Annotated in this window: 14 protein-coding genes; 3 read left to right on the forward strand and 11 right to left on the reverse strand. The window is 68.6% G+C overall.

From position 1 onward, the window contains the following. Window positions 1-2: 2 nt before the first annotated feature. Genes AC1PZ7_RS04045 through AC1PZ7_RS04065 form a run of 5 tightly spaced genes read right to left on the reverse strand, consistent with a single transcriptional unit; the run spans window position 3 to window position 3,374 of the window. Window positions 3-710 carry an energy-coupling factor ABC transporter ATP-binding protein gene (locus tag AC1PZ7_RS04045; protein WP_482358229.1) on the reverse strand — a complete coding sequence of 236 codons (708 nt, stop codon included), beginning with the start codon at window positions 708-710 and terminating at the stop codon, window positions 3-5. Beyond that, window positions 707-1,420: a cobalt ECF transporter T component CbiQ gene (gene cbiQ / locus AC1PZ7_RS04050; protein WP_482358230.1), complete on the reverse strand. Its 714-nt coding sequence runs from the start codon at window positions 1,418-1,420 to the stop codon at window positions 707-709. Before cbiQ ends, AC1PZ7_RS04045 begins: the two co-directional genes overlap by 4 nt. After that, on the reverse strand, window positions 1,417-1,989 hold the full coding sequence (locus tag AC1PZ7_RS04055; RefSeq protein ID WP_482358231.1) for a cobalamin biosynthesis protein CbiL: 573 nt from the start codon (window positions 1,987-1,989) through the stop codon (window positions 1,417-1,419). The genes cbiQ and AC1PZ7_RS04055 overlap by 4 nt, the downstream gene beginning before the upstream one ends. Continuing rightward, window positions 1,986-2,600 (reverse strand): cobalt transporter CbiM, encoded by a 615-nt coding sequence (gene cbiM / locus AC1PZ7_RS04060; RefSeq protein ID WP_482358232.1) that lies wholly within the window; start codon window positions 2,598-2,600, stop codon window positions 1,986-1,988. The genes AC1PZ7_RS04055 and cbiM overlap by 4 nt, the downstream gene beginning before the upstream one ends. A 6-nt stretch (window positions 2,601-2,606) precedes the next feature. Then, window positions 2,607-3,374, reverse strand: a complete 768-nt coding sequence (locus AC1PZ7_RS04065; protein ID WP_482359561.1) for a DUF4198 domain-containing protein — start codon at window positions 3,372-3,374, stop codon at window positions 2,607-2,609. Window positions 3,375-3,550: 176 nt separating this feature from the next. Between AC1PZ7_RS04065 and nikR the strand changes: the two genes are divergently transcribed. Together nikR and AC1PZ7_RS04075 are read left to right on the forward strand one after the other, a co-directional pair. After that, window positions 3,551-4,060, forward strand: coding sequence for a nickel-responsive transcriptional regulator NikR (gene nikR, locus AC1PZ7_RS04070; protein WP_482358233.1), 510 nt, complete (start codon window positions 3,551-3,553; stop codon window positions 4,058-4,060). 128 nt (window positions 4,061-4,188) lie between these two features. Next, window positions 4,189-6,504, forward strand: a complete 2,316-nt coding sequence (locus AC1PZ7_RS04075) for a Tex family protein (RefSeq protein ID WP_482359562.1) — start codon at window positions 4,189-4,191, stop codon at window positions 6,502-6,504. A 156-nt stretch (window positions 6,505-6,660) separates the two neighbouring features. Here the strand turns inward: AC1PZ7_RS04075 and AC1PZ7_RS04080 are convergent, their stop codons facing one another. From AC1PZ7_RS04080 to AC1PZ7_RS04100, 5 genes are read right to left on the reverse strand one after another with little or no spacing between them, the layout of a single operon-like run. Further along, on the reverse strand, window positions 6,661-7,365 hold the full coding sequence (locus tag AC1PZ7_RS04080) for a fumarylacetoacetate hydrolase family protein (RefSeq protein ID WP_482358234.1): 705 nt from the start codon (window positions 7,363-7,365) through the stop codon (window positions 6,661-6,663). Then, window positions 7,365-8,117 carry an ABC transporter permease gene (locus AC1PZ7_RS04085; protein WP_482358235.1) on the reverse strand — a complete coding sequence of 251 codons (753 nt, stop codon included), beginning with the start codon at window positions 8,115-8,117 and terminating at the stop codon, window positions 7,365-7,367. The genes AC1PZ7_RS04080 and AC1PZ7_RS04085 overlap by 1 nt, the downstream gene beginning before the upstream one ends. An 11-nt stretch (window positions 8,118-8,128) precedes the next feature. Then, a complete protein-coding gene (locus tag AC1PZ7_RS04090) occupies window positions 8,129-8,935 on the reverse strand; it encodes an ABC transporter ATP-binding protein (protein WP_482358236.1) in 807 nt (268 codons plus the stop codon). A 2-nt stretch (window positions 8,936-8,937) separates the two neighbouring features. Next, window positions 8,938-9,768 (reverse strand): ABC transporter permease, encoded by an 831-nt coding sequence (locus AC1PZ7_RS04095; protein WP_482358237.1) that lies wholly within the window; start codon window positions 9,766-9,768, stop codon window positions 8,938-8,940. A gap of 11 nt (window positions 9,769-9,779) precedes the next feature. Beyond that, on the reverse strand, window positions 9,780-10,784 hold the full coding sequence (locus AC1PZ7_RS04100; protein WP_482358238.1) for an ABC transporter substrate-binding protein: 1,005 nt from the start codon (window positions 10,782-10,784) through the stop codon (window positions 9,780-9,782). 183 nt (window positions 10,785-10,967) lie between these two features. Between AC1PZ7_RS04100 and AC1PZ7_RS04105 the strand changes: the two genes are divergently transcribed. Then, window positions 10,968-11,654, forward strand: a complete 687-nt coding sequence (locus tag AC1PZ7_RS04105) for a FadR/GntR family transcriptional regulator (RefSeq protein ID WP_482358239.1) — start codon at window positions 10,968-10,970, stop codon at window positions 11,652-11,654. 18 nt (window positions 11,655-11,672) lie between these two features. Here the strand turns inward: AC1PZ7_RS04105 and AC1PZ7_RS04110 are convergent, their stop codons facing one another. After that, window positions 11,673-12,092 (reverse strand): RrF2 family transcriptional regulator, encoded by a 420-nt coding sequence (locus tag AC1PZ7_RS04110; RefSeq protein ID WP_482358240.1) that lies wholly within the window; start codon window positions 12,090-12,092, stop codon window positions 11,673-11,675. Window positions 12,093-12,133: the final 41 nt, after the last annotated feature.

The following is a 12,133-nucleotide window of genomic DNA, read 5'->3' on the forward strand; positions in this document are numbered from 1 at the left end:
GGCTATTCCGGCGCCGGGTGGACGTGCAGGTGGCTGTGGTAGTGCGGATGGGCGTGGATCTCGCCCGGGACCAGGCGACGGTCGCGGAAGACCAGCGCGCGGGTCGCGAGATCGGCGACGAACGCGTCGTCATGCGAGACCAGCAGCATGGCGCCGGAGAAGGCGCGCAGCGCCGCGCGCAGGCGCTGCCCATTCGGCGCGTCGACGCCGTTGGTCGGTTCGTCGAGCGTCAGCACGTCCGGGCGCATCGCCAGCAGCCCCGCCAGGCAGACGAGCCGCTTCTCGCCACCCGACAGGCGATGGCTGAAGCGGTCGGCGAGATGCGCGATGCCGAGCTCGTCCAGCGCCGTGCGTGCCCGCTCCAGCGCCTCGGCCTGCGTGCAGCCGGTGTTCAGCGGTCCGAAGGACACGTCCTCGATCACGCTGGGGCAGAAGAGCTGATCGTCGCTGTCCTGGAAGAGATAGCCGATGCGCGGCCGCAGGAGCCGGAATTGGCGCTCCTCGCGGCACTCCGTGCCGAACAGCCGGACCTGCCCCCGGTCCGGGCGGTCGAGCCCGACGATCGTGCGCAGCAGCGTGGTCTTGCCTACGCCGTTCGGTCCGACGATGGCCAGCCTTTCGCCGGCGCCGAGCGTGAGGCTGACCTCGTCGAGAACGCCGGCACCGCCGCGCGAGACGCAGACATCGCGAAGTTCCAGAAGCGCGCTCATAGCCGGTCCATTAACAGTGCGAGGACGCCGCTGCCGGCGATCAGGCCGAAGCCGGCCCAGTCGCGCCGCGTCGGCGCCGACTGGGCACGATAGGGGAAGCGCCCGTCATAGCCACGGCACAGCATGGCCTCCTCGACCCGCTGCGCGCGTTCGAGCGCGCGCACCAGCAGCATGCCGATCAGATTGCCGTAGCTGCGCCAGGTGTGTCGGTTCGAGCGCGGCCGGAAGCCGCGCGCGCGCATGGCGTCGTGCAGGCGCCGCGCCTCGTCGCGGATCAGCGAGGTGTAGCGGACCGTCATCACCAGCAGGCGGGTGAGCCGCTCGGGAACGCGCAGGCCGCGCAGCGCGGCGCCGAGGCGGGAGGGTTCCGCGTCGCCCAGCAGCGTCATCAGCACCAGCACCGAGGCCGAGACCTTGCTGGCGATCAGCGCGGCGCGCCAGAAGCCCTCGACGCTTGCGGTCAGCGGTCCCAGCGTGAACAGCGGACGCCCCGCCAGGGTGAAGGGCAGGGTGGCGAAGAGCAGCAGCACGAAGCCCTCGACATGCAGCAGCCGGCGCCACGCCGGCGCCCCCGGAGCGGCGCGCCACACGGCCAGCATCACCAGGGCGAGCACGGCGCCCGCCACCGGCAGCGCGTGCAGCTGCGAGATGCAGGCGATCAGCACGAACGCCGCGACGATCCGAAGCCTGAGATCGCCGGATGTGATCATGCGCGCCGGCCGCGTGCCCAGAGGGCGATTCCGGCCAGGCCGACAATGAAGAAGATCCCCGAGAGGATGTCGACGAGGCGCAGGCGCGAATCCATCTGCTCGATGCGCTCCAGCAGCGGCTCCACCTGTCGCTGCACGGCGGCTTCGACCAGCGCCGCGACCTGCCCGTCCGCCAATGGCCGGGGCGCGGCGCCCGCGCTGGGCGCCGCCGCACCGGCCGTCGCGACGGGTTCCGATGCGGCAGTGCCGATGCCGAGCCGGGCGGCGGACAGCGTGGCGGAGGCGACATGCGCCTCATGCGTGTCGATGGTGACGGTGATGTCGGTGGTGACGGTATCGGGCAGCTCGAACGCGAAGCGCCCCTGATCGTCCGTCGTGCCGGCGGCGATCTCCGTGCCCTGCGTGTCCCTGGCCACCCACGAAGAGCCCCGCGCCCGGCCGCCGCCGACGAAGAAGGCGTAGCCGCCGACGCCGTCGCCCTCGGCCGTCGCGAAGACCTTCAGCCTGTGGGCGGCGGCCGGCCCGCACAAGGCGAGCGCGACGAGTGCGCAGAGCAAGGCGCGGATCATGAACGGGCCGATCCCAGCGCGTCGGGCTGCACGCGGGCGAGGAAGCTCACGATGCCGGCGGTGACGAACGCCTCGGCGAGCGCGAGCGGCAGATAGGTGGCGATGAGCACGCTCGCCACCGGCGTGTATTCCGACGAGGAAAGCGCGAGCGCGAGCGCCACCAGCCCGCCCGTGCCCAGCACGGAGAGCGCGCCGACGGCGCCGGCGAGCGCGGCCCGCGAAAGGCTCCCTCGCGCGCTGCGGATCGCCGGACCGAGGATCATGGCGAAGACGACGCCGGGCAAGGCGATGTTGACCGTGTTGACGCCGAGCGTCGTCAGGCCGCCGAAGCCGAACAGCACGGCCTGCAGCAGGAGCATCACCAGCACCGCGGCGAAGGTACCGGTGCCCAGCATGAGGCCCATCAGTCCCGAGAGCAGCACATGCACGCTCGACGGGCCGACCGGCACCGCGATCAGCGAGCCGGCGAACACCGCGGCGGAGAGGATCGCCGCCCGCGGGATCATCCTGTCGTCCAGCCGGCGCAGCGCCAGCGCCACCCCGCCGGCGGCGATCAGACCTCCGGCGACCAGCACGGGGACGGAAAGGATACCGTCGGGGATATGCGCCATCGGTGCCTACTTCGCGCCCATGTCGGTCTTCGCGCCCATGTCGGTGGCCTTGACCCAGATGAGGGCGCCCTCCTCGACGGGCACTTCCTTGCCGTCCGGGGACGTCTTCGGCGTGTCACCTTCCAGCAGGGCGGCAAAGCCCCACCAGCCGCCGCGCGGCATCGCATAGGTGAAGGTGCCGTTGGCATCGGCCTTGATGACCTGGGTCACGAAGGCGTCGTTCGGCGGCGTGACGGTGCCGTCATTGACGAACTCCACCTCCACCTCGGCGAAGGGAACCGGCTTGCCGTCCTTCAGCACGACGCCGGAGAACACATTGCCGGTCCAGATGCCGGTGGGGCGGGTGAGCGGCTGGATCTCGACCGGCAGACCCACCAGCTGGTCCCAACCCTCGCCGGAGGCGAAGCTGTCGACCACGACCTTGGCGTAGTGGACAATGAACTTGCCTTCCGCCGGCTCCCAATAGGCCTGCGGCTCGACATAGAAGATCGCGGCGCCGGGCTGGGGAAGTTCATGGGTCAGCGTCCAGGCAGCCTTGCCCTGAACGGGCTTCTCCGTGAGCGTCGCCAGCAGATCCGTCGGCTTGCCGTCGGCGAGCACGCCCACCCGCACCGGCTTCTTCATCTCCATCACCGGGCCGCCCTCGACGGGATGGGTGAACACCATGTCGAGCGTGACCGTCCCGCCCTCGGGCAGGACGTCGGCGGAGGGTATGATCTCCTGGAAATGGGCGAAGGCGGAGGAGGAACACAGCACCAGACCGACGAGGCCCATGCAAAGCGACGAGGTGATGCCGGTCACGGCGGTTCTCCGTGTATGAAATTTACTAGATAAAATCATACTCGCGGAATTCAGGACAAGGCAAGCGCGCAAGGCGCCGGTCAGGCCCATTATGTTGAGAAAATCAGAGTGATAGCCTAGCTTCCACCTCCTCTGAATGGAGCGCTTCCATGCAACGGACCACCATCGCCATCGACGACGAGCTGGCCGCCGCGCTCGATGCCTATATGGAGAGCACGGGCGCGCTGAGCCGGTCGGAGGCGATCCGCGACCTGGTGAGGCGGGGATTGTCCGCCCGTCCGGGTGGCCCGGCCGAGGCGCATTGTTTCGGCATCATAAGCTGCACCGTCGACCAGTCGGTGCGGAACCTGGCGGCGCGGGTGCCCCAGGGGCGGCTCGACCGGCACGACCAGACCGTTGCCGCCCTGTCGATCCCGCTGGACCACACCACCTCGCTCGACGTCACGCTGATGCGCGGTCCCGTCGGCGACGTCTCGGCCTATGCCGAGGCGCTGTTCATCGAGCGCGGGGTGATGCACGGCACGCTCAATCTCATCCCGGTGGCCGAGGACAAGCAGCCGCACGCCCATACCCACGATCATGCCCACGCCCACGACCATGCTCATGACGACGGGGCGGCGAAGCCGCATACGCATCTGAAGGTTCGTAGCGGCTTCTAGTTCGCCGGGGCGCGGGCCCGTCCGCCTGCCCGACAGGCCCGTCGCCGGGGGCGGCATGCGCCCGGGCGTGGCCTTTGCCGGCGCAACTGAATATGGTCGCGCCCTCCCGAAGCCAACCCGTGTTCCGCATGACAGCCGACATCTCCTCCATCGCCGCCCGCATCGCCACCGAGATCGGCGCCCGCCCGCAGCAGGCCGCCGCGGCCATCGCGCTTCTCGACGGCGGCGCGACCGTTCCGTTCATCGCGCGCTACCGCAAGGAAGCGACCGGCGGGCTCGACGACACCCAGCTGCGCCTGCTCGGCGAGCGGCTGATCTATCTGCGCGAGCTGGAAGCCCGGCGCGAGGCGATCCTCGGGGCCATCCGCCAGCAGGACAAGCTGACGCCGGATCTGGAAGCCGCGCTCAACGCCGCCGCGACCAAGGCGGAGCTCGAGGACATCTACCTTCCCTTCAAGCCGAAGCGCCGCAACCGGGCGGAGATCGCCCGCGAGCGCGGCCTCGGCCCGCTCGCGGAGGGCATCCTCGCCGATCGCGCGGCGGTGCCCGCCGAGCTGGCCAGGGCCTATCTCACCGACGAGGTGCCGGAGGTGAAGGCGGCGCTGGAGGGCGCGCGCGACATCGTCTCCGAGCAGTTCGCGCAGAATGCCGATCTCATCGGCCGGCTGCGCGCCCATCTGCAGGCGCATGCGCAGCTGTGCGCGCGCGTCGTCGAGGGCAAGCAGGAATCGGGCGCCAAGTTCTCCGATTATTTCGATCATAAGGAGCGCTGGTCGGGCGTGCCGAGCCACCGGGCGCTGGCCATGCTGCGCGGCCGCAACGAGGATGTGCTGGCGCTGGAGATCGAGGCCGACGCGGACGATCCGCGCCCTATCAAGCCGGTGGTGCGCATGATCGCGCAGGCCTACGGCATCGGCGAGCGCCTGACCGGCGACGCCTGGCTGATGGAGGTGGCGGGCTGGACCTGGCGGGTGAAGCTGTCGCTGCATCTGTCGCTCGACCTGATGACCGAGCTGCGGCTGAAGGCGGAAACCGAGGCGATCAACGTCTTCGCCCGCAACCTCAAGGACCTGCTGCTGACCGCGCCGGCCGGCTCGCGCGCGACCATGGGGCTCGATCCCGGCATCCGCACCGGGGTGAAGGTGGCGGTGATCGACGGCACCGGAAAGCTCGTCGCCGCCACCACGGTCTATCCGTTTCCGCCGAAGAACGACGTACGCGGCACCCAGGGCGAACTCGCCGGGCTGATCCGCAAGCACGGGGTCGAGCTGGTCGCCATCGGCAACGGTACCGGCGGCCGCGAGACGGAGAAGCTGGTCGCCGAGATGCTGGGCGACATGCCGGCGCCAAAGCCCATCAAGGTGGTCGTTTCGGAAGCCGGCGCCTCGGTCTATTCGGCCTCGGAGGCGGCGGCGGCCGAATTCCCCAATCTCGACGTGTCGCTGCGCGGCGCGGTCTCCATCGCGCGGCGGCTGCAGGACCCGCTGGCCGAACTCGTCAAGATCGAGCCGAAATCCATCGGCGTCGGCCAGTACCAGCACGATGTCGACCAGTACCATCTGGCGCGGGCGCTCGACGCCGTGGTCGAGGATGCGGTGAACGCCGTCGGCGTCGACCTCAACACCGCCTCGGCCTCGCTGCTGGCGCGGGTGTCGGGGCTGGGCAGTTCGCTCGCCGAGGCCATCGTCGCCCATCGCGACGCCAACGGCGCCTTCGCCAGCCGCAAGCAATTGCTCGACGTGGCGCGCCTGGGACCGCGCACTTTCGAGCAATGCGCCGGCTTCCTGCGCATCCGCGACGGCGCCGAGCCGCTCGACGCTTCCTCCGTCCATCCGGAAGCCTATGGCGTGGCGCGCAGGATCATCGCCGCCTGCGGGCGCGACCTGCGTACGCTGATGGGCGACAGCGCCGCGCTTTCCGCTGTGGACGCTCGCGCCTTCGTGGACGAGCGCTTCGGCCTGCCGACGGTGCGCGACATCATCGCCGAGCTGGACAAGCCCGGCCGCGATCCGCGCCCGGCCTTCCGCACCGCGACCTTCGCGGAAGGCGTCGACGACATGAAGCAGCTCAGGCCCGGCATGGAGCTGGAGGGCACGGTGACGAATGTCGCGGCGTTCGGGGCCTTCGTCGACATCGGCGTCCACCAGGACGGGCTGGTGCACGTCTCGCAGCTCGCCGACCGCTTCGTGAAGGACGCGCATGAGGTGGTGAAGGTCGGCGACGTGGTGAAGGTGCGGGTGCTCGAGGTCGACCTGCCGCGCAAGCGCATCTCGCTGTCGATGCGCCGGGACGGGGCTGCCGGCGGCACCCGGCCGCAGCCCGAGCGCGGCGCGCAGGAATCGCGCGACAAGGCGGGAGGACGCGGTGCGGCGGCCAAGGCACCGCCGCGCGCGCCGCAGGGTGCGCTCGGCGCCGCGCTGATGGACGCCTTCAAGAAGCGCTAGTGGTCGGGTCAGGGACGCCGGCGGCGCGATCGGCCGTCCGCCAATGAAAAACGCCGGCCACCCTTCGGCGGCCGGCGTCTTCCGATCATCATTAGCCGGCTCGTTCTATCCCGTGGCCGCCTATCCCGTGGCCGCGCGCGGGCGGAGCCGGTGGCCTCAGACGACCTTGACGTCGAGCGTGCCGACGCCGTCGACGCCGCCCTCCATGTGGTCGCCGCGCACGATGGCGCCGACGCCGGCCGGGGTGCCGGACATGATGACGTCGCCGGCCTTCAGCTCGAACAGGCCGGACAGGTAGGAGATCATCTCCGGCACCTTCCAGATCATCTGGTTGAGGTCGCCCTGCTGGCGCAGCACGCCATTGACCTTGAGCCACACCTTGCCGTGCGTCGGGTGGCCGATCTTCGAGGCGGGCACCAGCGCCGAGCACGGCGCGGAGGCCTCGAACGCCTTGCCGACCTCCCACGGGCGGCCGAGCTTCTTGGCCTCGCCCTGCAGGTCGCGGCGGGTCATGTCGAGGCCGATGCCGTAGCCCCACACATGCTCCATCGCCGATTCGACCGGGATGTTGATCCCGCCCTTGCCGAGCGCGACGAGCATTTCCAGCTCGTAATGCACGTCGTTCGACTTGTCGGGATAGGGGAAGGTGCCGTTGGTGATGACGTTGTCGGCGTTCTTCTGGAAGAAGAAGGGCGGCTCCTTGTCGGGGTCATGCCCCATCTCGATCGCGTGTTCGGCATAGTTGCGGCCGACGCAGTAGATGCGGTGGATCGGGAACAGCCGGTCCGAGCCTTCGACGGGCAGCGTCGGAATGCCAGGAGGCGTGATCACATAGGCGGAAGTGTCGATAGGCGCGTTCATCAGCGTACTCCTGCGTAATAATCGACGCGTTTTTCAATGGATTCGATGATCGCCGAGAGCAGCATGGCCGCGGCGAAAAGGATGATGGTCAGGGCCCAGAAGTTCTCCATGTCGAAATTGCGCGAATAGAGCTCGAACAACTCGCCATAGCCGAGGATCGAGACCAGCAGCTGGCCGATCACCACGCCCTTGACGCCGCGGATCACGCCGAGGCGGATGCCGGCGAGGATCTCCGGCAGCGCCGCCAGCAGGATGATCTTGCCGTAGAGGGCGAGGCGCGAGGCACCGTAGCTGCGGCCCATCTCGACCAGCGAGGGCGGCACGCCCTGGATGCCGGCGCGGGTGTCGAGCACGATGATCCAGACCGCGAAGAGGAACACGGTGACGACCACGGTCGTCTCGCCGATGCCGAACAGGATCATCAATACCGGCACCAGCGCCGACAGTGGCGCCGAGACGAAGATGTTGACCCAGATGCCGAGCAGGTTGTCGGCGGTGGCTGAACGCCCCATCAGCACCCCGACCGCCACCCCGACGAGGATCGCGAAGGCCATGCCGAGCAGGAAGCTGTTGAGCGTGGTGAGCGCCGCCGCCTGCCAGGTGCCGGTCTGCACCAGCGCCACCGCCGCCACCAGCACGTCGGAGAGCGGCGGGATGAGGAACATCGCGCCCGAGCGCCCGACAAGTTCCCACACGACGCACCAGACGAGCAGGGACGCCATCATGGGCACGCGATAGCCGAAAAGCGTCATCTTCCGCCTCCTCAGTCGACGTAGCGCTTGAGGCCCTGCCAGATCTCCTCGACCGTATCGAGGTAGCCCTGGTCACGGCGGATGGCGTCGGGGGAGGCCGAGCGGTCGATCTCCGGCTCGATGATCTGGGCGATGCGGCCCGGACGGCGCGACAGGATGACGATGCGGTCCGAGCAGTAGACCGCCTCCTCGATCGAGTGGGTGACGAAGATGAAGGTCTTCTTCTCCAGCGCGACGAGGCGCAGCAGGTCCTCCTGGAACTTGCGGCGGTTCTGCTCGTCCACCGCCGAGAACGGCTCGTCGAGGAGCAGCACGTCGGCGTTGACGGCGAAGGCGCGGGCGAGGCCGACGCGCTGGCGCATGCCGCCGGACAGCTCGTGCGGGTACTTGTTCTCGAAGCCGGACAGGCCGACCTCGGCAATGTATCTCTGCGCGATCGCCTGGCGCTCGTTCTTGCCCATGCCCTTGAGTTCGAGGCCGAAGGCGACGTTGCGCAGGACCGTCGCCCACGGCATCAGCGCGAAGTCCTGGAACACGAAGGCGCGCTCGGGGCCTGGTCCCGTGACCGTCCGGCCGTTCACCCGTATCTCGCCCGAGGTCGCTGGAACGAGGCCGGCGATGATCTTGAGCAGCGTGGTCTTGCCGCAGCCCGAGGGCCCCAGCAGGGTGGTGAGCTTGCCGGCGGGAAAGTCGAGGTCGATGGAGCGCAGCGCCTCGACCTCGCTGTACATCTTGCACACGCCGCGCACCTCGACGGCGATGTCGGGGCCGGCGGGCCGGGCGGCGGCGGTGGTCGCCTGGGCGGTGATGTTCCGCATGGTCAGGACTTCCTCTTCTCGGGGCGCAGCACGCGAAGCTCGAAAGCCTCAAGCGCGGCGAGCGTCAAGGTGGACACGAGGATGATGGAGACGACGGCGGCGTACATTTCCGGGTAGTCCGCCACCGAGCGGTGATAGGTGATGAGGTCACCGATGCCCGTCGGGGTGATCAGCAGCTCTGCAAGGATCACGCCGATGAAGCCGGCGGCCAGGCCGAGGCGCAGGCCCGCGAAGATGACCGGGCTGGCGTCGGGGATGATGATCCTGGTGATGCGCTGCCACCAGCTGCCCTGGAAGGAGTAGCACATCGCGACCAATGACGGATTGGCGTTGCGCACCGCCTTGTAGCCGTTGAGCGCGATCACCGGCAGGGCCAGCATGATCACCGCCAGCGTCTTCGACACCAGTCCGATGCCGTAGACGAAGGTGATGAGCGGGATCAGCGCTGCCATCGGCGCGGCCTGCAGCACGATGAACACCGGCGCGGCCAGCCATTCGGCGAAGCGCGACAGGCCCATGAGGATGCCGAGCCCGACGCCGATGACGGCGGAGATGACGATGCCGATCACCAAGGGCTGCAGCGTTTCGGCATAGGCCGCGACGAAGGAGCCGTCGAACGTCATCGTCACGAAGGCACGCAGCGTCTCCAGGAAGGTCGGGAAGGCGTAGCTGATCGGAATCCGGCCGGCGATTTCCCAGACGAGGAAGAAGAGGCCGATCGACGCGATGCGCCAGAGGGCCGAGCGGTGCTCCGAGAGCTTCCTCCAGAAGAAGGAAGCCTCGGAGGGGGGAACGGCTCGCGAGGAGCCGTTCGCCTGTACCGGGAAGCTCATCCGCCCGGCCTTCAGTTCGTGCCGACCTTGCCGAGCGCGCGGTTCAGCGGCTCGAGCGCCCAGAACTCCTCGATCTTGAGGCTCGCGGGCGCGCCGGTGAGCTGGCCGGAGAGGGTGTAGAAGGCGAAGTCGTCCTTGGCCGCCGCCGCGCCGCCGCCATTGGGCGGGAAGGCCTTGCCCTCGGCGAGCTCGGTGAAATAGGGCGTGATTTCCGCCACCTGGTCGGCCGGTAGGTCGGGCAGCAGATTGTACTTCTTGCGCCACTCGGCGACGATGGCCGGGTTCTTCGTCACCTCGCGCCAGGTGGTGAGCACCGACTCGACGATGACGTCGACATCCCCGGGGTTCTTGTCGAGGAAGTCCTGGCGGGCGAACAGTGCCTCGTCGGTGGCGTTGATGCCGTCGAGCGGCAGGATGATGAACTTGCCGGGGGCCTTCTCCTGCAGCAGCCGGCGGCCGGCCGAATCCACGATCGTCGCCTTGACGTTGCCCTGCAGCAGCGCGCCGGTGCGCACTTCCGAGCCGGGGATGTAGCTGATCTTGGAGAACTTGATGCCCTGCTTGTCCTCCATCAGCTTCATGATGGCCTCGGTGCCCGAGCCGCGCGAATGCACCGCGACCTCCTGGCCGTCGAGGTCCTTCCAGCTCTTGTAGAACTCGGCGTTGACCGCGGGATAGAAGCGCAGGGTCGAGAGCTGGAGGAAGATGCGCACCGGCACCTTCACCTTCTGGATCAGCGCATAGGGCCCGCCGACGCCGATATCGGCCTGTCCGCTGACCACCGCCTGGGCGGCGATGTCCTCGGACTTCAGATAGGTCATCTCGATCTCGACGCCCTTCTGCCGGGCGAGTTCGAAGGCCGCCAGAAGGTGGAGATTCTCCACGCTGGCGATGTCGCCATAGGCGACGCGGACCTTCGCCTCGGCCTGCGGCATGGCGATCAACACGGTGGAGAAACCAATGGCGGCCGCCACCCCGGACAGGTGACGCAGGCGTCCCTTGAGGTTCTTGAGCATTTCCAGTCTCCCATGAAGCACCGGGCGGTTGAATCCGCCCATGACCAACCTTGCAAGGTTGGATACCAATTGTTATTTGGTTTATATTGGCCCTAGCGAGGCGTCAAGGACTGGCTGGCTTGACCAGACGATTCCCGCGCTCCATACATTGAACCAATTCTGATTTGGTTGGACCCAGCAGGTATGTTGACGACAAGTGATCCGCACCCCGAAAAGAGCCTCGTGACCCAGCTCCGGGGGTTCCTGGCGCAGGCCGAACTGCCGGAAGACGGGCGCCTGCCGCCCGAGCGCGAGCTTTCCGCCGCGCTCGGCGTGTCGCGCGCCGAGCTGCGCAAGGCGCTGGACGTGCTGGAAGCCGAGGGCCAGCTCTGGCGTCATGTCGGCAAGGGCACCTTCATGGGCAGCCGGCCGCTCGACACCTTCTCCGACATCCAGGCCCTCGCCCGGCGTTCGAACCCGACCGAGGTGATGCGCACCCGCATCGCCATCGAGCCGGAGATCGCCCGCGCCGCGGCGTTCAACGCCACGCCTGCCGCGATTTCCGAGATGCGGCTGTGCCTGTCGCGCTCGCGCCAGGCCGATACGTGGCGCCAGTATGAGGGATGGGACACGCGCCTCCACCGCACCATCGCGGAGGCGACGCAGAACAGCCTGCTTCTGGGGCTGTTCGACACGCTGAACGCGGTGCGCCGCGCGGTGACCTGGGGGCGCCTGCGCACGGCGCCGCTGCGGCCGCTAGCCGACCATCACAGCTTCGCCGAGCACGAGGTGATCGTCGACGCCATCGAGAATCGCGACATGGCCGGCGCCGCCGCAGCGATGCACGCGCATCTGCAGACCGTCGAGCGCAAGCTGCTCGACAAGCGATAGGCGCGGCGCCTCAGGGGTTCAGGACGCTTTCAGCAGATGGCTGAAATCCCCGCGCCGGCTCAGCACGTCGGCCAGCGAGTGGCGGTCGAGCACCGCCATGAAGGCGCCGAGAGCCTCGTCGAGGACGCAGGTGAGGCCGCAGGCCGGCGCGATGATGCAGGTGCCGCAGCCGGCGAGGTCGAAATCGTCCTCGGTATGGCGGACCAGCGCGCCGATGTTGATCTCGCCGGGCGGGCGCGCCAGCCGGATGCCCCCGGACCGCCCGCGCACGCTCTGCAGGTAGCCGGCATTCACCAGATCGTTGACCACCTTCATCAGATGGTTCTGCGAGATGGCATAGGCGCGCGCGATCTCGGCGATGGAGCACTGCCGGTCGGGCTGCGAGCCGAGGAAGAGCAGCACGCGGATCGCATAATCGGTGTAGCGCGTGAGGCGCATCGCGGTGTCCAGACAATCGACGGGTTGGCTTTGAAGACTTC

Source organism: Ancylobacter sp. TW_SC_1 (assembly GCF_056836805.1).